Origin of the sequence: Achromobacter mucicolens, from assembly GCF_029866465.1 — a bacterium.
GTDB classification, from domain to species: Bacteria; Pseudomonadota; Gammaproteobacteria; order Burkholderiales; family Burkholderiaceae_B; genus Achromobacter; species Achromobacter mucicolens.
The window spans coordinates 4,957,711-4,981,348 of the sequence record NZ_CP123364.1 but is presented as its reverse complement, the minus strand read 5'-3'; the positions used below and the strand labels follow the sequence as shown (position 1 = coordinate 4,981,348).

The following is a 23,638-nucleotide window of genomic DNA, read 5'->3' as shown; positions in this document are numbered from 1 at the left end:
CTTCCTATACCGATTGAATGAATGCGAGGCCGGCGCCGCGCGACAGCCCTGCAAACGCGGCGTCCAGCTTGCGCACCGCGCGCAGCGCGCGATGCAGGGGCAGTTCCCAGGTGAAGCCCATGCCGCCGTGCAGGTGGATGGCTTTTTCGATGACGAACGCCGCGTTGGCAAGCGCGCCAGCCAGCGCGGGCTGCGTGTCGCGTGGCGCGCCGTATTCGTCGGCGTGCGCAGCCCGCCGTATCGCGGCGCTGGAGACGTCCTGCAGCAGCCGCATGCGGGCCAGCAAGTGGCGCACGGCCTGCTTGGCCGACAGCGGCCGGCCGAACTGCACGCGGGTGGCCATGTAGTCGGCTGCCGCTTGCAGCGCGCCTTCGGCGGCGCCGTTGGCGAACTCGGCCAGCAGCAGGTGCGCCTGGCGGCGCAGCGCGGTCCATGCCGCTTCGTCCAGCCGCGCAAGCACCGGCGCGTCCGCGAGCGCGATCCAGGTTTGCGGATGATCGGGATCCAGCGCCGCCTGGTCGTCGCGGGGCAATGCCGTCGCGTCGACAAGGGCCGCGCCCGCGCCATCGGCCACCAGCACCCAGTCGGCGGGGCCGTGATCCAGTCGCGCGTGACCGGCCTGCAGGCTGCCATGCCAGGCGATGCCGGCCAGGCGTTCGCCGGCGGACAGGGCCGCTGCCTGCGGCGTGCCCGCCAACGCGCCCGCAAGCAGGATCTGTTCGGAAAGCGCCAAGGGCAAACGCAGACGCCCGGCCGCATGCGCGATAGGCAGCGCGAACTCGAGCGGGAGGCCTAGTCCGCCGTCGTCTTCGGCCGCCATGACCCCGCACAGCCCCGCCTGCGCCAGGACCTGCGCCATGGCGCGGGGATCCTGGCGGGTCAGGGCATCGGTGATCGCGGCGTCGGCGGCCTGCGCGAACTCCTCGGGACGCAGTTCTTCGTGGCTCATGTCAGGTCCTTGGGCAGATTCATGACGCGCTGGGCGATGACGTCGAGCTGCACTTCGGTGGTGCCGGCATAGATCGTCTCGGCGCGCGAGAACAGGTAGGCGGTGGTGAAGGCCTTCTGGGCGCGGCGCGCCAAGGCGCTGGAATGCGGCCCCACCTGGGACAGCAGCGACAGCGCCAGCCCGGCGAACGCCTGATGGCATTCCGACCAATACAGTTTGGTAAGCGAACCGCGCGCGCCGATGGTCTCGCCACGCAGCATGCGCGCCACGGTCAGTTCGACCAGGCCCTTCAAGCCGTCGATCTCGCAGACCAGGTCGCCGACGCGGCGCTGCACGTAGCCGTCGTCAAGCGCGGGGGCCAGTTGCGCATCGGATTTGCAGGCGGCGATGAGCTGGCGCAGTTCGCATTCGAAGCGCCACGGGCGGTACATGCGGTTGGTGGCGCGCTCGATGGACAGCACCCGGATGGCGGCGTTCCAGCCTTCGTCCGGGGCGCCCAGGCGTGCGCTGTCCGGCACCACCACGTCATCGAAGAAGACCTCGGCAAAGGACTCCTTGCCGTCGATGGATTTGATGGGGACGACGCGGATGCCCGGCGTGTCCATCGGGACCGCGAACATCAGCAGGCCGCGATGCTTGTCGGCCACGGTGCCGGTGCGCGTCAGCAGCAGGCAGTAGTGCGCCTTGGCCGCGCCGCTGGTCCAGATTTTCTGGCCGTTGATGCGCCACGTGTCGCCCTGCTGTTCGGCCTTGGTGCGCAGGCGGGCCAGGTCCGAACCCGCGTCCGGCTCCGAAAACCCCTGGCACCAGTACTGGCGCATCGCCAGGATCGCGGGCAGGAAGTCCTGCTTTTGCTGTTCGGTGCCCACGGCCATGATGATGGGACCGGCCAGTTCCTTGCCGATGGAACTGACGCTCTCGGGCATGGGCAGTGCGCCAATCTCCTTGTTCACCGCCAGATGCTCGCGCAGCGTCAGGCCGTGGCCGCCGTAGGCCTTGGGCCACGTCATGCCGGCAAGCCCCGCCTGATACATCGCGGCCTCCCAGGCGCTGCTTTCGGCGAGCGTGGGGGCGCGCCAGTCCAGGCTGTCGGCGCGCATGAAGTCGGGCAGGTTGGCGCGCAGCCAGGTGCGCGCGTGCTGGCGGTAGACCTCGGGGCCCGCGGCAGGATCCGGGACCGCGGCGTGTTGTTCGAATTGCATGGCTGTCCTCAGTGGGCGGGGGCGGCGCGCGGAATCATCAGCGCGTCCAGGACGACGACGCCTTGGCCTTGCGGCCGCACCAGAATGGGGTTCATGTCTATTTCGGACACGTCCGCGCGGTGGCGGTACGCGAATTCGGACAGGCGCGCCACGCTGCGCGCGGCGGCGGCGATGTCGGCCTTGGGCCGGCCACGTGCGCCATCCAGGATGGGAAACATCTTGAGCGACCGGATCATCTCGGCGGCCTCGTCTTCGCTGACGGGCGCGGCCTGCACGGCGACGTCCTTCAACACCTCGGCGTAGATGCCGCCCATGCCCACCATGACGATGGGACCGAAGACGGGATCCTGCGATACCCCGGCGATCAGCTCGGTGCCGCCCGCGACCATCGGCGCGACGAGCACGCCGTCGATGCGCGCGGCTGGCGCGTGCCGCGCCACGTTGGCCAGGATTTGCGCATAGCCCTGATGCACGGCGCCGGCATCGGCCAGGTCGAGCAGCACGCCGCCGGCTTCCGTCTTGTGCGCGATGTCTTCGGAGGCGATCTTCAGCACCACGGGATAACCGATGGCGCCGGCCGCGCGCACGGCCTCGTCGGCATCGCGGGCGATGATCTCGCGCGGCACATCGATGCCGGCTTTGCCCAGCGCCTGCTTGGCGTGGAATTCGTTGCGGAACACGGCCGGGTCGACCGGTTCCGAAGCGGGCAGCGCGGTGCCGTCGGAAATGCAATTGCGCAGGCGGCCCAGCTGCACCAGCCCGGCCAGCCCCGTGGCGGCCGCGTCGATGCTCGGGAACACCGGAATGCCCAGCGCGTTGATCTGCTCGACGGCGTCGGCCGGCCCCTGGCTGATGACCATCAAGAGGCGGTCCGGGTGGCTGGCGCGCACCTCGGCCAGCGCTTGCAGGTAGATGCCGCGCAGCCGGGCGTTGTAGAGTGACAGCGACATGAACAGCGCGACCGAACTGGCCGACGGGTCGTCCAGCAGGGCGGTCAGCATCTTGAGCAGGATGTCCGGACGGGCGGACATCTGGGCGGACGCGTCCACCGGATTGCCGGTGCTGGCGGTGGGCACGGCTTCCCGGATGCGTCGCTGTGTGTCGGGCGCGAGCGGGGGCAGGGACAGGCCCGCCTCGCTCATGGCGTCGGCCATCATGATGCCGAAGCCGCCGGACGCCGCCACGAGCGTCACCGCATCGTTGGCCGGCAGGCGGCGGGGCATGAGCAGCGAGGCGGCGTGGCCGATGTCGATCAGCGCTTCGACCGAGCGCACGCGCAGCACGCCGTGGCGGCGAAAGACCGCGTCGATCACGGCGTCCGACCCGGTGAGGGCGCCGGTGTGCGAGGCGGCGGCGGCCTGGCCTTTTTCCGTGGAACCAATCTTGAGGATGACGACGGGCTTGGCGCGCTCTCGCGCCAGGCGCAGCGCGCCGATGAGTTTGCCGGCGTCGCGGCAGGTCTCCATGCAGCACAGAATGATGCGCGTGTCCGCGTCTTCGGCCAGCGCGGCGATGCCGTCGGCGGCATCCACATCCGCTTCGTTGCCGGTCGCGATGAAGCGGCTGACGCCCATGCCGCGGCGGGCGACGCTCTGCATGGTGTGGCTGCCCACGTTGCCGGACTGCGACACGATGCCCACATGGCCGACGGGCGGCATGTTTTCTTCCAGCGCGATCGAGAACGAACCGATCAGGCGCTCGGCCACATTGACCGTGCCCAGGCAGTTGGGGCCCAGGATCCGCATGCCGTGTTCGCGGGCGATGGCGACCAGTTCGGCCTGCAGCGCGGCGCCTTCGGGGCCGGCTTCAGTGAAGCCGGCCGACAGCACGATGGCGGCCTTCACGCCGCGCGCCGCGCAGTCGCGCAGCGCGGCGGGCGTGGCGGCGGCGGGCACGGCCAATATCGCCAGGTCGGGCGCCGTGGGTGTCTGCGTCACGCTGGCGTAGGCGGGCAGCCCCTGGATGGTTCCCCCCTTGGGATTGATGGGATACACCGCGCCCCGGTAACCGTGCTTGATCAGCATGTGAACGGGACGGCCGCCGATCTTGGTGATGTCGTCCGAGGCGCCGATGACGGCAATGCCCGCGGCCTGGAAAAAGGGCGTCAGCCCCGCGCCGGGGCGTTGATGCTGCGTATCCATGCTCAACGTCCCTTGAATTGCGGCTGGCGCTTTTCCAGGAATGCCATGCGGGCTTCGCGCGCATCTTCCGTTTTGGCCAGCGCCATGGTGAAGTCCTGCTCGAAGCGGTAGGCGTCGCGCTGCGGCATGAGGTCGACCATGTTCGCGGCGCGTTTGGCGTACAGCACGGCCAGCGGTGCCTTGGCGGCGATTTCGTGCGCCAGCGTCAGCGCGGCCGGCAGAAGCTGGTCTGCAGGCAGCACGTCTTCCAGCACGTTGCGGCGAAGCAGGTCGTGCGCGGTCAGGCGCTGGCCGGTGAAGAACATGCGGCGCAACGTCGAACGCCCGAAAAGCGTGCGCAGCATGGACGCGCCGCCGGCCAGGCCGACGTTGATTTCGGGCATGCCGAAGGTGGCGTTCTCGGACGCATACATGATGTCGCAGGCGGCCATCAGGCCCAGCCCCGCGCCGAGCGCCGCGCCGTTGACGGCGGCGATGACCGGTTTGGCGCATTCCTTGATGGCGTTGCCGGTTTCGCGGGTGATGCGGTTGTGTTCAAGAAAGTCGCCGGCGATGTCGGCGTCGGGGCGGTCCTTCAGGTCGGCGCCGGCGCAAAAGACCGTGCCGCTGCCGGTCAGCACCGCGCAGCGGATGTCGTCGCGCTCGGAGATCTCGTCGAAGATCGCCACGATGCGGCGGCGCATGGCGCGATTGAGCGCATTGACCGGCGCGTTGTTCAGCGTGACCAGCGCCACGCCTTCATTGACTTCGAACTTGACGGGGGTGTCGCTCATGCCGGCACCTCGCTCGATTGGAAACACATAGCGGGGCGCCGGGCGCCGTGGGCATGCTGCATCGTCAGTCTCCTCGGGGTCTGATGACCGGTCTTGTCTGCTGTCCACGCCTGCCGGCACTGAACTTTTTTTGATTTTAGGAAGGGGCCTGGGCTCGATCTACGGCAAAAACGGTGGTTGTGTTCTGCAGGAATGGCGCATATTCCGGGCTCCCCGCAGCCGATACCATGAGGAAAAATCATCGCCAGCGCGCGTGTTGGAGAGAGGGAGGCAGATGCAGATCGAACGTATCGGAACGCTGCGTGCGGCATTGGGCGAATGCCCGGTGTGGGACGCGGCGGGCGGGCAGCTGTGGATGGCCGATTGCCGTAAGGGGCTGATCCTGGCCGTGACGCCGGATTCGGGCCGCGTGCAAAGCTGGCAGCTGCCCGCGCCGCTCGGGTCATTTGCCTTCAACGGCGAGGACGAGCTGGTCGTGGCATTGAAGGAATCGTTCGCGCTGTTCCGGCCGGCGGACGGCAGCCTGCGAACGCTGGCCGATATCGGCATCAGCCACCCCAACCTGCGGCTCAATGACGGCACGTCCCTGCCGGACGGCAGCTTTGTCGCGGGCACCATGCACATCTACCGCGAGGCCGGCGAGGCGCCGCTGGGCGGACTGTATCGCCTGGACACGCGCGGCACGCTTGCCCGGATCGCGCAGGGGATCGGCGTGGTCAACGGCCCGGCCCTGCATCCGGACGGCACGCACCTTCATGTGTGCGACAGCGCGGCGCGCACCATCTACCGGTACCGCATGGATGCGCAGGCAGGCTTATCGGACCGCGAGGTGTTTGCCAACACGGATGCGCTTGGATCGGCGCCGGACGGTTGCTGCTTTGATCGGGACGGCGGGCTTTGGACGGCGCTGGTGCATGCGGGCGCCGTCGTCCGGTTCGACCGCGACGGAAAACTGGACCGGCGCATCGACGTGCCGGTCGCCCACCCGGCGTCGCTGTGCTTTGGCGGGGACGACCTGACCGACCTCTACGTCACGTCCATCAGCGACAGCGGACGCCTGTCGGCCAATGGCCCCCTGGACGGCGCGCTGCTGCGCATCCGGGGCGCGGGTTACGCAGGCGCGCCGCGCCCGCGCTGCGCGATCCGGCCCGGCGCCTGACGCTTACCGCCGGGTCAGGCGTCGGCCGCCGGCTTGCCGTACGCGGCGAATCGCAGCTCGGCGCCCGACACGTGCGAGGCGACAAAGTCCAGGAACAGCCGGATCTTCACGGGGATCATGGCCGTGTCCAGGATGGTGGCGTACATGCCTTCTTCGAAGGTGGTGTTGGTGACGCGGTAGTCCGGACACAGCCGCACCAGCGTGCCGCGCGCGATGTCGTGGTGCACGGTGTAATCGTCCAGCAGCGCGATTCCTTCCCCCAGCCTGGCCAGCTCCAGCAACGCCACGCCATTGTTGGTGACGTGCCTTGGCTGGATCGGCACTTCGTCGATGACCTCGCCCTGCTTGAAGCGCCAGAGGTACTGGTCGCCAGGAAGCAGGTACGCCAGGCACGCATGCTGGGCGATGTCGGCCGGCGTTTCGGGCGGCTTGCGATCGGCCAGATACGCGGGCGAAGCGACGAGATAGCGTTCGCTCTTGAACAGGATGCGCCGCTTCAGGCCGGCCTCGACGGGCGGCGAGATGCGGAAATCGATGTCGAAGTTGTTGCGCCGCAGATCCGTCTTGGCTTCCGACAGCACGAGTTCTATGTGGATCTCGGGGTAGGCCTCGCGAAAGGCCGCGACCAGCTGCGGCAGTACGCCCAGACCGAACATCATGCGTGAATGCACGCGCAGCACGCCTTTGGGCGCGGCGCGGATCTCGGTGATGTTGCGATGCGCCTCGTTGATGTTCCAGAGGATAGGTTCGAGCTGGCGCGCGTATTCCTGGCCCGCTTCGGTCAGCACGACCTGCCGCGTGGACCGCAGCAGCAGCTTGACGTTGAGCTCGCTTTCGAAGTCGGTGATCATGCGCGACACCGAGGTGGCAGAGATGCCGAACTGGCGCGCGGTTTCCGAGAAGCTCTCGGACTTCGAGATCGACAGAAAGAGCTCCATGGCGCGCAGTCTGTCCATCATTCCTCCACTTTATGCAGCACAGAACGCCGCTTTTCTTGTATTCCAGCCCATGACTACCGGCCTCTAGAATTTCCTCAAGGATTCAAGCATCAATGAGGAGACACAATGGAATTCGGCGTATTCATTCTGGCGCAGCAACGAGGTTACCACCAGTCCTCCGCGCAAGTCATCAACAACTCCATCGAGCAGACGGTGGCGGCCGAGCAAGCCGGATTCAACACGGCGTGGTACGCCGAGCATCACTTCAACAACTATTCCCTGTCGCCGTCGCCGCTGATGACGGTGGCCCATGCCGCGGCCAAGACGCGCCAGATACGCCTGGGCACGGCAGTGTGCATCCTGCCGCTGTATCACCCCGCGCGCTTTCTGGCGGAAGTCGGCTTCGTGGATACGGTGTCCAATGGGCGGCTGGACCTGGGCGTTGGGTCGGGGTACCAGCAATTCGAATTCGAGCGCTTCGGCGTCCAGATCGAGGAGTCAGGTGCGATCTTCAACGAGTTCCTGGACGTCATTCCCAAGGGCCTGACGCAAAAGATCTTCGAGCATGACGGCAAGTTCCTGAAGATTCCGCCCAGCTCGATCGCGGTGCGCTGCGTGCAGGATCCGATGCCGCCGCTGTGGATCACGTCGGGCAACCCGGTGACGCTTGGCCGCGGCGTGCGCGAGAACCACAATCTGTTCGTGACGGCGCTGCTCAAGGGCAACGACGCCATCGCGGAACTGCGCGGGCGGCTGGAGAAGGTGGCCGAGGACAACGGCAAGGACCTGGACCGCGACGTGAAGTTCGGCTTTTTGCGCTGTGGCTATGCGTCGGACAACAAGGCCGAGATCGATGCCTATCTGGATTGCGCGCGCTTTCAGCGCCGCATTTCCGAAAGCCTGAAGTTCCGCCGCGCGCAGAGCGACGACGGCTACATGGTCAAGGAAGTGCCTTCGGAAACGGACCCGACGTTCGAGCAATTGCGCAAGAACCTGCCGGTGGGTTCGGTCAACGAGGTCATCGACAAGATGCTCGAAGAGATCAGCATCCTGCGACCGAAGCACATTGCGCTGCAAACGCAGCTTGGCGATTTCGACCAGAAGACGATGCTCAAGCAGATCGAACTCTGGGGCGACAAGATCATTCCCGCGATCCGCAAGGAAGTCGGCAGCACGACCGTCCTTGCCTGAAGGAGGGCAGCATGCGTATCTACCTGAGCAATGCCGGCGCCATTGCGCTGCGCGACGCGGCCGATTTCGGCCGTCTGGATGTCTTGGCGGACCCGCAGCCCGCGGATCGGCTGGAACGCGCGATCGCGCGCATCGGCCGGCGCGAGGACGAGCGGCACGTGCGGCTGTCGCCGTCCGTGCTGCGCTTCCTGTCGCAGCACGCGGGCGATCCGGCCTGGGAAGCCAGCTTCTCGAAGATGGTGGACTACGCGGCGCGGCACGGATGGGTCGACGAACGCGGCGACATCCGCGCGCACATGGTGGTCAACGAATGCGACGAGGTGGTGTCGGTGGATGACTTCAAGGCGGCGATGCGGTCGCTGCCGGCCGGCATCAGCGCCGTCAGCACGGGTGACGGCGACGACATGGCGGGCATGATCGTCTCCAGCCTGACGTCGATCTCGGCCGACCCGCCGATGGTCGGGTTCTTTGTGCAGCAGACCGCGTCGGCGCACGCGCCGCTGCTGCGCAACGGCCGTTTCGTCGCCAACATCCTGGGAGAAGGCCACGGCGAGGTGATCGAGGCCTTCATGAAGAATCCTCAGGGCAAGGCGCGGTTCGCCCAGGGTGGATGGGTGATGAACGAACATGGCGCGCCCGTGCTGCCCGATGCGCTGGCCAGCATCGAGTGCGACATCGTCTGCACCGAGAAGCTCGGCACGCACGATCTCATCGTGGGCAAGATTCGCAGGACGGCCTGCCGCGAGGCGCGTCCGGTGATCAACTTCAAATCCGCCACGCACGGCATTGCGCCAGCGCAGCTGCAATGAACCAATGACCGCATTTGACTGAACGACAAGCCCGCCATTTGGCGGGCTTTTGCATGGCGGCAAGGATGCGCGGGCGCTGCGCGAGCGCCCGCAGGTTCAATCGAGGACGATGCCGTTTTCCTTGATGACCTTGCCCCAGTACTGGCGGTCGGCTTCCAGCTGGGCTTCCAGCGCCTGCGGGCCGCCGGCTTTCTCGGTCTGGCCGTTGGCCACGAGCAGCTTGCGGAAGCTCTCGGATTGGACGGTCTTGATGGCGGCGGCCGAATAGGACTGCACGATCGCGTCCGGGGTGCCCTTGGGCGCATGCAGCGCGGTCCAGTAGCTGGCCTTGAGCTGGGGATAACCCAGTTCCGTCACGCAGGGCACTTCCGGCAGCGCCGGATCGCGCTGGTCGGTGGTCAGCGCCAGGATCTTCACCGCGCCGGCCTTCTGGTGGTCGGCCAGGGCGATGGGCGTCATGTAGGAAAGATCGTTGCGCCCGGTGATGAGATCGATCAGGCTGGTGGGCGTGCTTTTGTAAGGCACGGCGGTCAGCGGGATGCCCAGGGTCTTGGACATGATCAGCCCGTACAGGTCGGTGACGCTGCCCGGGCCCAGCGAGCCGTAGGTAAGCGCGCGGTTCTCGCGTTTTGCATAGGCGACCAGTTCCGCCAGTGAATTGACGCCCATCTTCGCGGGCACGGTGATCGTAAGCGGACCGTCGAACATCATGGCGACGGATTTGAAGCTGTCGAAGCTGTAGTTCAGGCTGGGGCGCAGCAGGATGTTCAGGGATAGGGGGCCGGAACCGCCCATGAGCAGCATGCTGCCGTCGGCGGGCGCGCGCGCAACTTGCGAGGCGCCGATGATGCCGTTGGCGCCGGGCTTGTTCTCGACGATGAAGTTGATGCCCAGTTCGGCGCCCATGCCTTCGGCCAGAAGGCGCGCGAAATTGTCGTTGGGGCCGCCCGCTGCATAGGGCACGATCAGGGTCACGGGCTTGGCCGCGGCCCGCAACGGACGGGCGAACATCATGAGGGTGCCGGCCGCGATGAAGCCGCGGCGGGTGAGCTTGCGCATCTGTCTCTCTCCAGGTTCCCGCCGCCATGCGGGACCGTGCCTTCCGCGGGCCGGTTCTTGTGTTTTGACGCTGGCGGCTGGGTCGGCCGGAATCAGTGTCCGGCCTGGGGTTGTCTCATAGCCGATGATAATTTTTATCGGACCGGGCGATTACCCCATCGATCTGCAGAACTGTTCTGCGAAGCCAGCAATATTGCGGCTTGCGGCGGCATCGTCTTCTTGCGGCGGCGGCGCGCGTGACCGGCATTATGCCGGATCGCGGCTGATCTTTGCGCACCGGTACAGCGCCTCCTTGTCCAGCACCGTCAATCCGCCGTAATGCGTTTGCAGGACACCCTCGCGCGCAAGCCGGGTCAGCGCGGCGTTGCAGCGCTGGCGCGAGACGCCGCACAGGCCGGCGATTTCTTCCTGCGAGATCCGCAGCCGGCCCTGCGTTCCCGAATGGACCTCGGCATCCAGCTGCGCGGCGACGGCGCGCGCGACGGTGGTGTCGACGTCGAGCAGCACGTTGCCCGTGTAGCAGCCCATCAGCCAGTTGACCCGCTGCGCCAGGTGCGTCATCAGCGCCTTGGTGAATTCGATGTTGTTGTTCCAGAGGCGTTCGCAGGTGTCGCGCGGCAGGATCACGATACGGCTGGGCCGCAGGGCAACGACTTCGTATTCGAAGCGCTCGCGGCGGATCATGGTGGCTTCGCCGAACCAGCTGCCCGTGCTGAAGCCGGCCAGCGACAGCGTGCGGCCGTCGGTGCCGGGTGACGACCACTTCACCAGCCCTTCGACCACGCCATACCAGCCGGGCGACCGCGATCCCGCGCGAAACAGGTATTCGCCGGACGCCAGGGACACCGTTCGCAGTTCGGCGCGCACCACGTCGCGCTCGAGTTCCGGCAGGCCCTTGTACCAGGGCACCACGTCGAGCATCTTGTCGACCGCGCTGCGCGCCGGCCGGCGGCTTGCGTTCGACACGTCGTTGCCCGCCAGGGCAGGCGGTTCGCGCATGGTCGTTCCCTGTCTGGAGGTGGGATGCGGCCCAGGTAAACCCTAGGATTCTTTGTCAACGTGATGACTGTCCGCAAGGGCAGCCGGACCGCAGAATGTTTGACGCCTACGGGCCAAAAACCATAAGAGGAGACCGGTATGTTGTCAATGCCACGCCTGCTGTCCGCCACCGCCCTCGCCGGCGCCCTGTCCGCCACGCTGCTGCCCGCCACGGCCGCGCAGGCGCAAATGTCGGACGACGTGATCCGCATCGGATTCATTACCGACATGTCCGGCGTCTACTCGGGCCCTGACGGCCCCGGCGGCGCGGAAGCCATCAAGATGGCGATCGAGGAAATGGGCGGCCAGATCGACGGAAAGAAGATCGAACTGTTGACGGCAGACCACCAGAACAAGGCCGACGTGGCCTCGGCCAAGGCGCGCGAATGGTTCGACCAGCGCGGTCTGGACATGCTGATCGGCGGCACCAATTCCAGCACGGCGCTGGCCATGTCCAAGGTGGCCGCCGACAAGAAGAAACCCATCATCGTGGTGGGCGCCGGCGCGCCCGCGCTGACGAACGAGCAGTGCACGCCCTACACGCTGAACTACGCGTACGACACCGTGGCGCAGGCGCGGGGTACGGGCGCGGCGGTGGTCAAGACGGGCGGCAAGCGCTGGTACTTCCTGACGGCCGACTACGCCTTCGGACACGCGTTGCAGGCCGACACCACCAAGGTCGTCGAGGCGGGCGGCGGCAAGGTCGTGGGCAGTGTGAAGCATCCGCTGGCCGCCAGCGATTTCTCGTCGTTCCTCTTGCAGGCGCAAAGCAGCAAGGCGGAGATCCTGGCGCTGGCCAATGCCGGCGCGGACGCGACCAATTCGATCAAGGCCGCGAACGAGTTCGGCATCACCAAGACGATGAAGCTGGCGGGCATGATCATGTTCATCAACGACATCCACGCCATGGGCCTGCCGGCCGCGCAGGGCATGTACCTGACCGACAGCTGGTACTGGAACGCGTCGGACGAAACGCGCGCCTGGGCGCGCAAGTTCTTCGAGCGCCGCCAGGCCATGCCGTCGTCCCTGCAGGCGGCCGACTATTCGGCGGCGTTGCAGTACCTGCGCGCGGTCAAGGCCACCGGCACGGACGACGCGGACAAGGTGCTGGCTTACCTGCGCGAGAACAAGCTGAACGACATCTACATCAAGGACGGCGTCGTGCGTCCCGATGGCCGCGTCGTGCACGACATGTACCTGCTGCAGGTCAAGCGCCCGGACCAGTCGAAAGAGCCTTGGGATTACTTCACGGTGGTGCAGGCCATCGACGGCAACGAGGCCTTCACGAAGCAGTCAGAAAGCCGCTGCGCGCTGTGGAAATCCTAGGAGAACGGCATGGCCAAACGCAAAGTGATCGTGACCATCGCCCCGACGGGGGGCATGGCCTTGAAGAGCCAGAATCCGCACCTGCCGACGCAGCCCGCGGAGATCGCGGATGATGTCTACCGCTGCTACAACGCCGGGGCAAGCGTCGTGGCGCTGCATGCGCGGCGCGCGGATGACCTGGCGACGTGCGATGCCGGCGTGTACCGGAAAATGAACCAGCTCATCCGGGAGCGGTGCGACATCGTCCTGAACAACTCCACCGGCGGCGGCGTGCACGGCGACATGGTGGCCGAGACGTCGCCCGGCACGTGGGAGATCCTGTGGGAGGAGCGTCTGAAGGGCATGGATGCGGGCGCCGAGATGTGCACGCTGGACGCCACCACGCTGAACCTGGCGTTCGGCGACCGCGAATACCTGATGAACACGCCGCTCAGCAAGGGGCGCGAGCTGGCGGCCGGCATGAAGGCGCGCGGCATCAAGCCCGAGTGGGAGGTGTTCAGTCCCACGCATATCCTGCAGGACGTGACCACGCTCATCAATGAAGACCTGGACGAAGGCCCGCACTTCATCAACCTGGTCATGAATGTGCATCGCAACTTCCAGAACGCCATGCCGTTTTCGCCGCGGCATCTGCAGATGATGGTGGACCTGCTGCCCAGGAACAGCGTCTTCTGCGTAAGCGGTATCGGGCCGTCGCAACTGGAGGCCAACATCAGCGCGCTGCTGCTGGGCGGCCACGCGCGCGTCGGGCTGGAAGACAACCTCTACTACCGGCACGGCGAGCTGGCCACCAATGTGCAGCTGACCGAGCGCATCGTGCGCATCATCCGCGACATGGACATGGAGCCGGCCACGCCCGCCGAGGCGCGCGAAATCATGGGCCTGCCGCTGAAAAGCGGCATCCGCCCGGAGTTCGCGCTTTGACGCAACCGTCAGGCGGTGCGGCGCAGGGCCGCGGACCCGTTGCCAAATCCCGCCGCCCCGGTCCATAATCTGCGCTTTGTTAACTGATAACCGTTCGCATTATTGTCAATGCGGAAGGTGTCGCGGGCGGGATCGTGAGCGGATCGGAAGGGGCATCCCAGGACTTCGAAAGCCTGTACGGCAATCATCACGGCTGGCTGCTGGCCTGGGTGAACTGGCGCCTGGGCAATGCGGCCGATGCCGCCGACCTGGCGCACGACGCGTTCGTGCGCCTTTTGACGCGCCCGTGCAAGTTCGACAACGCCCGGCATGCCAGGACCTATCTGCGCCGGATGGCCAACGGCATGTGCATCGACCTGTGGCGCCGCCGCGACCTGGAGCAAGCCTGGCTGGACGCCCTGGCGGCGCAGCCGGAACCCACGGTGTCGTCGGCCGAAGACCAGGCCATGGTGCTGCAGGCGCTGGGCGAGATCGACGCCATGTTGCGCGGACTGCCGCCCAAGACCGCCCACGCCTTCGTGATGGCGGTGGCGTGCGAGATGACCGACCAGGAAGTGGCCGACGTGCTGGGCGTGTCCTCGCGTATGGTCCGCAAGTATGTCGCGCAGGCCATGCTGAGCTGCATGAAGCTGGAAGCGCGGCTGGCGGCGGGGATGGCGGGCGAGCCGTCGATGCCGCAGGTGGCGGCCCCATGACCGCCGCGCAAGCGCGCGAGCCCTCCCATCGCGCGATGGAGCAGGCCGCCGAATGGTATGCGCTGCTGCGGTCGGGCGATGCGTCGGCCGCCGAACGCCAGCAATGGCAGCAATGGATCGACCGCGCGGCAGAACACCGTGAAGCCTGGGGTTACGTCGAACGTATCGGCCGCCGCTTTTCTCCCCTGCAATCCAGTCCGGACCGGGACGCCGCCGTGACGGCGTTCGGGCAAGCCGCGGCGGCCCGGCCGCGCGCGCGCCGGCAACTGCTGCTGGGCATGGCGGGCGCGCTGGGCATGGCGGGGCTGGGATGGACGGCGTGGCGGCAGACGCCGCTGCCGCTGGTGGCCTCGACCTGGGGCGCGGACCATCGGGCGGGACTGGGCGAAACCCGGCAGATCGCCCTTGAGGACGGCACCCAGGTCTGGTTGAAGGCGCTCAGCGCGTTCGATGTCGACTATGGCGCCACGCTGCGCCGGTTGCAGCTGGTCGCCGGCGAACTGCTGATCGATACCGCCAAGGATTCCCTGCGTCCCTTTGTGGTCGACACCGCCCAGGGGCGCCTGCAGGCGCTGGGCACGCGTTTCACGGTGCGTGGCGAGGACGATGGCGTGGTGGTCGCCGTGCATGAAGGGGCCGTCCGGATCGACACGGCGGCCAGCCGCGCCAGCGGCATCGTGGCGGCGGGGCAGCAGGCGAGGTTCACCGCGAACGCGCTGGATGGGTTCGTGCCCGCGGACCCGGCGCGCGAGGCCTGGACGCGCGGCGTGCTGGTGGCCGACGACACGCCGCTGGCCGACGTGGTGGCCGAATTGCGCCGGTATCACTTCGGCCACCTGGCCGTGGCGCCTGACGTTGCCGGCCTGCACGTCTTTGGCAGCTATCCCATCCGCGAAACGGACCGCGCGCTGAACATGCTGGCCTCGGTGCTGCCGGTCCAGGTGCGCCGCACGATGCCCTGGTGGATCAGCCTCGAAGCGCGGGCCTGAAAAAAATCCGCGAAACGGTTCCGGGTTTTGCCGGCTCGTTCGAATAAGGAGAGTAAGAGACGCTCGCGCCCTGCCATCCGCGGGGCCGGCGCGCCGCTCTGACTTCCCGAACCCTACGCACGAGAGCACTGGTCCCGTCATGTCCCACCGTCATTCCTGCCCCGCCGCGGCCTTCCCCGTGACCCGCGCGCGCGCCCTGGCCCGCCGCTGCGGGCGAATCCCGTCCTGGGGCCTGCCGCTGGCCCTGGCGATGGCCATGGCCGCCCTCTGGGGCCCGCCCGCCCACGCGCAGGCGGCGCCCGCCGCGGCTGGCGTGGCCGATCTCTTCACCTTCGACATTGCGCCCGCGCCGCTGAACCAGGTGCTGACGCGGCTGGCGAACGAGTCCGGCATTCTGTTGGCCGCCCAGCCGTCGCTGGTGGCCGACCGCCAGAGCAATGGCGTGCGGGGCCGCTATACCAGCCACGAGGCCCTGGACCGGGCGCTGGCCGGGACGGGACTGCGCGCCACGCGCGAGGCGCCGAACCAGTACCGGCTGAGCCTCTTGCCCGCCGCGCAGGCCACGACGCTGGAACCGGTGACCGTGACGGCGTCAAGCCTGTACAGCGGCCTGCCGCCCGTCTACGCCGGCGGCCAGGTGGCGCGGGGCGGGCGCCTGGGCCTCTTGGGCGACCGCGACGACATGAGCACGCCGTTCAGCGCGACGCAGTACACCGCCAAACTGATCGAGGACCAGCAGGCGCAGAACATCGGCGACGTGCTGGTCAATGACCCGACCGTACGCAACACGTATTCGCGCGGCGCAGGGCGCGACGAGTTCAACATCCGCGGGTTCACGCTGTTCAACTACGACGTATCGTTCAACGGCTTGTACGGCGTGTCGCCGCGCAATTCGAGCTCGCTGATCGGCGTGGAGCGGGTGGAAGTGCTGCGCGGCCCCAACGCGCTGCTGAACGGCATGGCGCCGTATGGATCGGTGGGCGGTTCCATCAACCTCGTGCCCAAGCGCGCGGGCGCCGATCCGCTGAACCGCTTTACCGTGTCCTACATCAGCGACAGCCAGTTCGGCGCGCACGCCGACCTGTCGCGCCGCTATGGCGAGAGCCAGGAGTGGGGCGTGCGCCTGAACGTGGCGGGCAGCGGCGGCGACCTGCCGATGGACGGGTCCAAGGAAGACCTGGGCGCGGTGGCGCTGGGCCTGGACTACCAGGGCGAGCGCCTGCGCCTGGAAGGCGACATCAACTACCAGAACCGCACCACCGATGCGCGCAGCGGCCTCCTGTTCCCGCCGCCTTCCGGCGTCGATATCGGCCGGGCGCCGGACGCGCGCCGCAATTTCTTTCCGTCGTGGACCTACTGGAAAACCAAGGAATGGTCGGGCGCGCTGCGCGCCGAGTACGACGTGTCGCCCGATTGGACCGTCTACGGCGCGGTGGGCGCGCGCAAGCATGATTTTGAAAGCATGCAGACCAGCTGGCTCATGCTGAACGAAGCGGGCGACATCGGCGCGGTGCCGGCCCGCCTGAACGAGTCGCTGATCAGCAAGACGGGCGAGGTGGGCGTGCGCGGCCGCGTGCAGACCGGCCCGCTCAAGCATGAGCCGGCGCTGAGCGCCAGCGTGCTGGACATCGACTATTCGGCGGCGCGGATCCGGTCCAGCACGGTGTTCTCCAACATCTACAACCCCGTCGACCTTGCCAAACCGAACATCGCGCGTCCGTCGGATCTGCCCCGTGTCAGCGACTCGCGGCTGTACAGCATTGCGCTGGCCGATACGATCTCCCTGGCCGACGACCGCGTGCAGTTCATTGCGGGTGTGCGGCACCAGCGCGTGGAATCCACCAACTTCAACGCGATGAGCGGCCGCCAGACGTCGAACTACAACGAGTCCGCCGTCACGCCGGCGTTTGCGCTGACCGTCAAGCCCACCGAGCGCCTGTCGCTGTACGGCAACTACATCGAAGGGCTGAGCCAGGGCGGGACCGCGCCCCAAGGGGCCGTCAACGCCGGCGAAGTGTTTGCGCCGGAAATCTCCAAGCAGTTCGAAGTGGGCGCCAAGTACGACTTCGGCCAGTTCGAAACCACCCTCAGCGCGTTCCAGATCGAGCGCCCCAGCAGCTACCTGGATCCGGCCTCCCTGCGCTACGTGTCCGACGGCAAGCAGCGCAATCGCGGCCTGGAATTCCTGGTGCAGGGCGAGCCGGCCCGCGGCGTGCGGCTGCTGGGCGGCGTGGCCTACACGGATGCGCGCCTGACGCGCACGGAAGGCGGCGTGAACGACGGCAACCGCGCGCCCGCCGTACCGCGCCTGCAGTTCAACGCGTCGGCCGAATGGGACACGCCGTTCGTGCCGGGCCTCACGCTGACGGCGCGGATGCTGCGCACCAGCTCGCAGATCGTCGACGTCGCCAACACGCAGGAGATCCCGGGCTGGACGCGGTTCGACGTGGGCGCGCGTTATGCCTTCAACGCCAACGGCAAGCCCGTGGTCATCCGCGCGATGGTCGAGAACGTGCTGAACAAGAACTACTGGCAGTCGGCGGCGCGCGAAGGCCTGACGGTCGGCGCGCCGCTGACGGTGCTGTTGTCCGTCAGCACGGAGTTCTGAGTCAGGCCCGCATCAGAACTTGTACGCCACGCCCGCGCTGAATGCGCGGCCGTTGCCCGGCAGGAAGATGGGCATCGCGGGCGTGGCGGTGTTGCGGATGGCGTAGCTGCTGGCGTAGGTCTTGTCGGTGAGGTTGTCGGCGGTGACGTAGCCGCTCCAGTGCGCGTCGTGCTCGTAGGCGATCTTGAAGCCGAGCAGTGCGTAAGCGTCCTGCTGCGTGCCGGGCGCGTTGGCATGGTTGGTTTCGGTGTCGCTCATCAGCCAGCGCACGTTGGGGCCGAAGCGCCAGCCGCCAATGCGGTACATCACTTCGGCGCTGAGCAAGTGGCGCGGCACGCCGGCGATGCGGTTGCCCTGGTATTGGCCATTGCGGAAGCGGAAGTCGCTGAGCGTGTACGCGATGCGGTAGTCGAACATGCCTTCGCCGGGCGAGGGCAGGGTGCCGTAGAGCCCGGCTTCGATGCCCTGGTGGCGCGTGCGGCCGTTGTAGTTGTAGGTGCCGGCCGGCGTGCCGTTTTCGTTGGTGACGGACATCAGCTCGTCCTCGACGTTGCTGCGGTACAGCGACACGCTCCAGTGCTGGTCGCGGCCGGCGACCGAGAAGGCGCCATCCCCGCCGATTTCATACGTCAGCGCGCGCTGCAGGTCCAGCTTGCTCATGGACGTGCTGGCGGTTGCCGGATTCATCGGCGCGGCGACTTCGCCATTGACGATTTCCCAGAAGGTCGGCACCTCGTTGCTGCGGCTGACGTTGGCGTACCAGCGCTGGGATGCGGCCGGCTGCCAGATGACGCCCATCTTCGGAGTGGCGTAACGCCAGTCCTGATCCAGCGTCTTGCCGCTGTTGCGTTCGTGCGCGTCCCGCACGGCGACGGTGTATTTCACGTCGCCGACCACGCTGAACTGCGGGGTCAGATGCCAGTCCAGGCCGACCATCGCGCTGCGATTCTCGGCGCGCAGGTCGTAGTTGCCGAAGCGTTGCAGGCGCTGGCCGTCGGACGGCCGGATCGCGTACAGGTCGCGGTCCATGTTGCTGCGCTGCCAGTCCAGCCCCGCGCGGTAGTCCACCGTGCCGACCTTGCCGTTCAGTTGCCAGGCGATGCCATAGGTGTCGCTGTCGGTCACGTTGGCGACCTGGGGATTGGTGAAGTCGTCGTTGGTGTGCTGCCAGTAAACGCCCGCCGCCTGGTTCAAGGCCTCGGTGCCCCAGAAGCTGCGGTTGGCCAGGCGAAACTGGTTGGTGTTGCGATGCGGATCGCGGTTGTAGACGTTGTTGGCGATGTCCTGCGGCGAGTTGCCGTCGCCCAGCACGCTGCGCGGGTCTTCAAGCATGCGCGCCTTCGGGATGGGCTGGGGGATGTCGAACTTCAGGTCGGTGTATGAAAGATAGGTGCGGTTCTCGAAGAGACCGCGGCGAAATCCCACGTTGCCCTGAAAGCTGGTGCGCTCGGACGACGAGTGATGGCGGTAACCGTCCGACTTGTCGTAGCCGAAGGCGAAGCGGCCGTCGAACCGTTCGTCCTGAAAGCCCTTGGCCAGCGTGACGTTGCGCATGCCAAAGCTGCCGCCGCCCAGCCGGATGAAGTCGCCCTGCGTGCCGGTGAGCGACTGGAAGTCCACCTCGCCGCCCAGCGTGCTGGCGCCGGGGGCCAGCGCGTTGGCGCCGCGCCGCACGCTGATGAGGCCGGCGTTGCGCGGTTCAAGCAGGCTGATGATGAACGAGCCGTCCGCGTCGTTCAGGGGCAGGCCGTCCTGCATCAGCAGGATGCCGCGCGACAGCGGGTTGCTCTGGATGCCGGAGCCGCGGATGTTCAGGCGCGGCTGGTCCAGGCCGCCGAAGAATTCCTGCACGATCACGCCGGGCTGGTAGTCCAGCGCATCGCGCAGCGTGATCAGGCGCACCGCTTGCTGCGGCTGGATCAGGTTGGTGCCGCCGGGCACGGCCTGCAATTCGGCTTGCGTGCGCTGCACGCTGGGTTCAAGGGCGTTTGCAACGGCGGCGCCCGACACGACGACGGGGGCCAGCGACGGCGCCTCCTGCGCCAGGGCGGCGGATAGCCCGAGGGCGCCCAGGGTGAGAGTGGAGGCGAGCTGGCGCAGGACAGGGGTAGACATCAGAAGGTTTCCACGAAGAACGGGCCTGGGCGTTACCAGGAAAGGTGAAACATGATCTTGGCCAGCAAGACGATGCCAGCCATGTGACAGAAAACGCTCAGGTGCACGCGAGAGCGCAGCGCGGCGTGCAGGCGCTGGCGGCGCGCCAGCGTCATGGCCGTGATCACGTGCAGCAGCACGCTGCCGGCCAGGGCCATCTTCAAGAGCAGCAAGGCGCCGAAGGCCGAGCTGCCAGGGCTGGCGAGCGCGGCGCGGTAGTGCCAGGCCATGCCCAGCCCGCAGGCGTAGAGCACCGCCAGCACCCAGGGCATCACCCCCCGAACCCGCGGCGCGAGCTCCTGCGACAGCGCGCGGCGCACGTCGGCGGGCAGGCGCCGGGCCACGGGTTCCAGGAACAGCACTTCGAAGATCACCGTGCCGATGAAGATCAGCGCGGCGTACAGATGCACGATGTGCAGGACGATGTAGGTCATGGTTGGTTCCTTGAGTCGAGCAGCAGGGCATGCAGGCGTTCGGCGTCGGCGGCGCGTTCGGGGCTGCCGATCGGGCCCGAGAGTGCGATGGGTTCGACGCGGCCCTGGCCGACCACGACGCAGCGGTCGACCAGCCCCAGCAGTTCGTGCGGGTCATGGCTGATGCAGACGAGGGCTGCGCCGCGGCGCGCCACTTCTTCGTGGCAGCAGGCCGAAAGCTGGCGGCGCAGCGCGGGGTCCAGCGCGCTGAAGGGCTCGTCGAGCAGCAGCAGGTCGGGTTCGAGCGCCAGCGCGCGCGCCAGCGAGACGCGCTGCGCCATGCCCCCGGAAAGCTCTGCAGGCCACGCGCTGCCCGCGCCGTCCAGGCCGACGCGGGCAAGCCAGGCCTCGGCCATGGCGTGGGCATCGGCGGTGCGTTGACCCGCCGCGCGCAGCGGCAGCGCCACGTTGTCCCGCGCATTGCGCCAGGGCAGCAGCCGCGGTTCCTGGAACATCAGCACCGGATGCCGGAACGTGTTGCGCAGCGTGCCTTGCGTCGGCGCGAGCAGGCCCGCCGCCAGGCGCAGCAGCGAACTCTTGCCGGCGCCGCTGGGCCCGACAAGGCCAAGCCGCTCGCCGGCCGCGAGCCGCAGGTCGACCTGCGCCAGCACGGTCTGGGGGCCAAAGCGCAGCGCAAGGTTTTGCATCTCAAGCATGGCTTGGCTCCATCCAGCGTCCCAGCCGGCGCTGCAGCGGTTGCAACAGCGCGAATTCCAGCAGCGCAACCAGGCCGAAGATCAGCAGCACCCAGGCGAAGAGTTCAGCGGTGTCGAAGGTGCTGCGGGCGTTGGCGAGCGCGTAGCCGATGCCGTTTTCCGCGCCCAGCACTTCGGCCATCACGACCAGGCGCACGCCGCCGCACAGGGCAATGAGCAGGGCGGCCAGCAGCGGCGCGCTGAGCGCGGGCAGGTACAGGTGCCGCAGCCGCAACCACGGGCCGTAGCGGTAGACGTGCGTCATCTCCACAAGCCGCCGGTCCACGTGCAGCATGCCCTTGACGGTATTGACGTACATGCCGGGCGCCATCATCAGCGTCGTGATGAAGATCACCATGGGCGAGCCCATGCCGAACCACAGCATGGCCAGCACCACCATCACCACGGGCGGCACCGCCATCAGCAGCCAGCGCAGGGGCTCGATGAGGCCGCGCAGGCGTGCGCTGTGTCCGGCCAGCACGCCCAGCGTGAAGCCGATCGAGGCGCCGGCCAGCACGCCCGCGCCGATGCGCATCAGGCTGACGCCCGCGTTGGCGAAGAACTGCTCGCTGCGCACCAGGGGGCCGATGGCGCGTAGCGCCTCCCATGGCGTGGCCATGAGCAGCGGGCCGAGATGGAGGGCAGTCAGGTGCCACGCGAGTACCAGCAGCAGGATGCCGGCCACGCTCCAGCCGCGCGAGGTGCGCGCGGGACTTGCGGCGGGCGCGCTCATGGTCCGTAGAATCCGACGGGCGGCAGGTCGCCGCCGATGGCCTGCGGAAAGCGGCTGGCCAGCAGGCGGTACAGCGCCTCCAGTTCAGGACGGGCGTCGTGGGCGCTGCGGCTGTCCAGCCGCGTGCCGCGGATCGCGGTCACGATGGCAGGCGCGGGCAGGTGGGGTAGGTGTTCGCGCACGAGGTCGGCGCAGGACTCGGGATTGGCGGCGCACCAGCGCGCCGACGCCGCATACGCGACATCCACCGCCCGGCACAGTGCGGCGTCGCCCGCCACGCCGGCGCCGGCCATGACACCTGCCTGCGGCAGCGTAGGCTGTGCCGGAAAGCGGGCGCGCCACGCGGCTTCCAGGCTTTGGCCGCGGTGCAGCGCCACGCCGCCCGCTTGTTCGGCGCGCCACAGCAGCAGCGAGGCCATGGGCTCGACGAGCAACACGCTTTCGGCCTGGCCGCCCAGCATGAGGGCAATGGCGTCCTGCCCATCGCGGGTGCGGCGCAGCGTGACGGGGGCGAGGCCGTGCTCGGTCTGGGCTTGCAGCAAGGTGTCCAGCAGCACGGCCGGCAGGTCGCGTTGGAAGGGCGCCACCAGTTCGCGTCCGGCCAGGTCGGCGAAGGTCTTGACGTCGGGATTGCGGCTGACCAGCCACAGGATGCCCCACACGGAAATGTTCAGCAGGCGCACCGGCATGCCGCGGTTGTGCAGCAGCGCGGGCAGGGTGCTGGGCGCGGCGCTGAAGTCGACGTCGCGGTTCACCAGCAGCGTGCGCAACTGGTCCGGCGTTTGCCACAGGCGAAAGCGCAGCGTGTTGGTGTGGTCGGCCAGTGCGCCAGTGGCTGCCATGTGCATCAGCGGATAACTGACGACGGCGCCGGGGCCGGCAAGCGTCAATTGGGCCCGGCGGTCGGACACGGCGGCCCTGACGATTTCAAGGCGCGGCAGGAGGGCGGCGCCCAACGCCGCGGCGCAAAACCGGCGGCGGGTGTGCTGATGTGCGGTCATTATTCTAAATACGAATTATTATCGTTTTATTCTGACACTCAGCCTGAAAGACCCAGAATGACAAATATCAATGTGCTGGAGCCGCGCGCGGCGGCTGCCCGCCTGCTTGCAAGGCATCCGCTGCTGGCCGGCCTGCCGGCGGACGTGGCCGACGATCTGCTGCTGGAGGCCAGCGTGATGCGCGCGCCGGCCGGGCAGATACTTTTTGGCGAAGGCGATGAAGCGCGTCACTACCTCCTGGTCGAAGCGGGGCAGGCCGAGGTCATGCGCTACAGCTACAACGGCGACGAGCGCGTGTTCCGCGTGTTCGAGCCGGGACAGTTGATGGCCGAGGCCGCAATGTTCATGCCGCATGGCCGCTATCCCATGCAGGCGCGTGCGCGCACAGACGTGCAGTGCTGGCGGCTTGTCCGCGGCAAGCTGCACGATGCTTGCCGGCGGTGGCCCGATCTGGCGCTCAAGCTGCTGGCCGGCATGAGCCAGGCCGTGTATGACCAGGTGAACCGGGTGGACTGGATGACGTCGAGCTCGGCGGCCGAGCGGTTGGCGAACTACCTGATGGGTTTGCGGGAACGGCAGGGCGCCGAGGTCACGCTGCCGTTGAACCAGCGGCAGCTGGCGGCGCACCTGGGCATTCGCGCGGAAACGCTCAACCGGCTGTTGAACGACTGGCAAGCGCAGGGCTATATCAGCGGCAAGCGCAGCCAGTGGGTGGTGACCGACCCGGCCCATCTGGCCAGTCTGGCGATGACGGCGAAGCGGCCGTTTTGATTCGCGAAGG

At 67.7% G+C, this 23,638-nt stretch carries 21 protein-coding genes; 9 read left to right on the top strand and 12 right to left on the bottom strand.

What is annotated here, in order from left to right; all coding sequences use genetic code 11:
- Positions 1 to 4: 4 nt before the first annotated feature.
- Genes QEP15_RS22645 through QEP15_RS22630 form a run of 4 tightly spaced genes read right to left on the bottom strand, consistent with a single transcriptional unit; the run spans position 5 to position 5,065 of the window.
- Complete coding sequence (locus QEP15_RS22645) at positions 5 to 949, bottom strand: acyl-CoA dehydrogenase family protein (protein ID WP_280148110.1); 945 nt, start codon at positions 947 to 949, stop codon at positions 5 to 7.
- Positions 946 to 2,151, bottom strand: a complete 1,206-nt coding sequence (locus QEP15_RS22640) for an acyl-CoA dehydrogenase family protein (protein WP_280148109.1) — start codon at positions 2,149 to 2,151, stop codon at positions 946 to 948. Before QEP15_RS22640 ends, QEP15_RS22645 begins: the two co-directional genes overlap by 4 nt.
- Positions 2,152 to 2,159: 8 nt before the next feature.
- On the bottom strand, positions 2,160 to 4,292 hold the full coding sequence (locus QEP15_RS22635) for an acetate--CoA ligase family protein (RefSeq protein WP_280148108.1): 2,133 nt from the start codon (positions 4,290 to 4,292) through the stop codon (positions 2,160 to 2,162).
- 2 nt (positions 4,293 to 4,294) lie between these two features.
- Positions 4,295 to 5,065: an enoyl-CoA hydratase/isomerase family protein gene (locus QEP15_RS22630; RefSeq protein WP_280148107.1), complete on the bottom strand. Its 771-nt coding sequence runs from the start codon at positions 5,063 to 5,065 to the stop codon at positions 4,295 to 4,297.
- A 274-nt stretch (positions 5,066 to 5,339) separates the two neighbouring features.
- Here QEP15_RS22630 and QEP15_RS22625 point away from each other — a divergent pair, with 274 nt between their 5' ends.
- A complete protein-coding gene (locus QEP15_RS22625; protein WP_280148106.1) occupies positions 5,340 to 6,224 on the top strand; it encodes an SMP-30/gluconolactonase/LRE family protein in 885 nt (294 codons plus the stop codon).
- A gap of 14 nt (positions 6,225 to 6,238) precedes the next feature.
- Here the strand turns inward: QEP15_RS22625 and QEP15_RS22620 are convergent, their stop codons facing one another.
- Positions 6,239 to 7,180: a LysR family transcriptional regulator gene (locus QEP15_RS22620; RefSeq protein ID WP_056325002.1), complete on the bottom strand. Its 942-nt coding sequence runs from the start codon at positions 7,178 to 7,180 to the stop codon at positions 6,239 to 6,241.
- 108 nt (positions 7,181 to 7,288) lie between these two features.
- On the opposite strand from QEP15_RS22620, the gene QEP15_RS22615 reads away from it, so the two are divergent.
- Positions 7,289 to 8,353, top strand: a complete 1,065-nt coding sequence (locus QEP15_RS22615) for an LLM class flavin-dependent oxidoreductase (protein WP_063954001.1) — start codon at positions 7,289 to 7,291, stop codon at positions 8,351 to 8,353.
- Positions 8,354 to 8,364: 11 nt separating this feature from the next.
- Positions 8,365 to 9,162 carry a flavin reductase family protein gene (locus QEP15_RS22610; protein WP_063954000.1) on the top strand — a complete coding sequence of 266 codons (798 nt, stop codon included), beginning with the start codon at positions 8,365 to 8,367 and terminating at the stop codon, positions 9,160 to 9,162.
- A 96-nt stretch (positions 9,163 to 9,258) separates the two neighbouring features.
- Here QEP15_RS22610 and QEP15_RS22605 read toward each other — a convergent pair whose 3' ends face one another.
- Positions 9,259 to 10,221: a tripartite tricarboxylate transporter substrate binding protein gene (locus tag QEP15_RS22605; RefSeq protein WP_062839900.1), complete on the bottom strand. Its 963-nt coding sequence runs from the start codon at positions 10,219 to 10,221 to the stop codon at positions 9,259 to 9,261.
- Positions 10,222 to 10,467: 246 nt separating this feature from the next.
- Positions 10,468 to 11,220, bottom strand: coding sequence for a Crp/Fnr family transcriptional regulator (locus QEP15_RS22600; RefSeq protein ID WP_280148105.1), 753 nt, complete (start codon positions 11,218 to 11,220; stop codon positions 10,468 to 10,470).
- A 147-nt stretch (positions 11,221 to 11,367) separates the two neighbouring features.
- On the opposite strand from QEP15_RS22600, the gene QEP15_RS22595 reads away from it, so the two are divergent.
- From QEP15_RS22595 to QEP15_RS22575, 5 genes are all read left to right on the top strand, one after another.
- On the top strand, positions 11,368 to 12,585 hold the full coding sequence (locus tag QEP15_RS22595; RefSeq protein WP_280148944.1) for an ABC transporter substrate-binding protein: 1,218 nt from the start codon (positions 11,368 to 11,370) through the stop codon (positions 12,583 to 12,585).
- Positions 12,586 to 12,594: 9 nt separating this feature from the next.
- A complete protein-coding gene (locus QEP15_RS22590; RefSeq protein ID WP_152382686.1) occupies positions 12,595 to 13,509 on the top strand; it encodes a beta-keto acid cleavage family enzyme in 915 nt (304 codons plus the stop codon).
- A 131-nt stretch (positions 13,510 to 13,640) separates the two neighbouring features.
- Positions 13,641 to 14,204 carry a sigma-70 family RNA polymerase sigma factor gene (locus QEP15_RS22585; protein WP_371825581.1) on the top strand — a complete coding sequence of 188 codons (564 nt, stop codon included), beginning with the start codon at positions 13,641 to 13,643 and terminating at the stop codon, positions 14,202 to 14,204.
- Positions 14,201 to 15,193: a FecR domain-containing protein gene (locus QEP15_RS22580; RefSeq protein WP_152382684.1), complete on the top strand. Its 993-nt coding sequence runs from the start codon at positions 14,201 to 14,203 to the stop codon at positions 15,191 to 15,193. Before QEP15_RS22585 ends, QEP15_RS22580 begins: the two co-directional genes overlap by 4 nt.
- A gap of 250 nt (positions 15,194 to 15,443) precedes the next feature.
- Positions 15,444 to 17,801 (top strand): TonB-dependent siderophore receptor, encoded by a 2,358-nt coding sequence (locus QEP15_RS22575; RefSeq protein WP_425285991.1) that lies wholly within the window; start codon positions 15,444 to 15,446, stop codon positions 17,799 to 17,801.
- A gap of 12 nt (positions 17,802 to 17,813) precedes the next feature.
- On the opposite strand, the gene QEP15_RS22570 is transcribed toward QEP15_RS22575, so the two are convergent.
- From QEP15_RS22570 to QEP15_RS22550, 5 genes are read right to left on the bottom strand one after another with little or no spacing between them, the layout of a single operon-like run.
- Positions 17,814 to 19,916 carry a TonB-dependent receptor family protein gene (locus QEP15_RS22570; protein ID WP_280148103.1) on the bottom strand — a complete coding sequence of 701 codons (2,103 nt, stop codon included), beginning with the start codon at positions 19,914 to 19,916 and terminating at the stop codon, positions 17,814 to 17,816.
- 32 nt (positions 19,917 to 19,948) lie between these two features.
- On the bottom strand, positions 19,949 to 20,389 hold the full coding sequence (locus tag QEP15_RS22565) for a CopD family copper resistance protein (protein WP_279989400.1): 441 nt from the start codon (positions 20,387 to 20,389) through the stop codon (positions 19,949 to 19,951).
- Positions 20,386 to 21,084, bottom strand: coding sequence for an ATP-binding cassette domain-containing protein (locus QEP15_RS22560; RefSeq protein ID WP_152382681.1), 699 nt, complete (start codon positions 21,082 to 21,084; stop codon positions 20,386 to 20,388). The genes QEP15_RS22565 and QEP15_RS22560 overlap by 4 nt, the downstream gene beginning before the upstream one ends.
- Complete coding sequence (locus tag QEP15_RS22555) at positions 21,077 to 21,856, bottom strand: ABC transporter permease (RefSeq protein WP_152382680.1); 780 nt, start codon at positions 21,854 to 21,856, stop codon at positions 21,077 to 21,079. Before QEP15_RS22555 ends, QEP15_RS22560 begins: the two co-directional genes overlap by 8 nt.
- Positions 21,853 to 22,857, bottom strand: coding sequence for a substrate-binding domain-containing protein (locus tag QEP15_RS22550; protein WP_152382679.1), 1,005 nt, complete (start codon positions 22,855 to 22,857; stop codon positions 21,853 to 21,855). Before QEP15_RS22550 ends, QEP15_RS22555 begins: the two co-directional genes overlap by 4 nt.
- 57 nt (positions 22,858 to 22,914) lie before the next feature.
- Here QEP15_RS22550 and QEP15_RS22545 point away from each other — a divergent pair, with 57 nt between their 5' ends.
- The gene (locus QEP15_RS22545) at positions 22,915 to 23,628 is read left to right on the top strand and encodes a Crp/Fnr family transcriptional regulator (RefSeq protein WP_152382678.1); all 714 of its coding nucleotides are present in this window, start codon (positions 22,915 to 22,917) and stop codon (positions 23,626 to 23,628) included.
- Positions 23,629 to 23,638 lie beyond the last annotated feature (10 nt).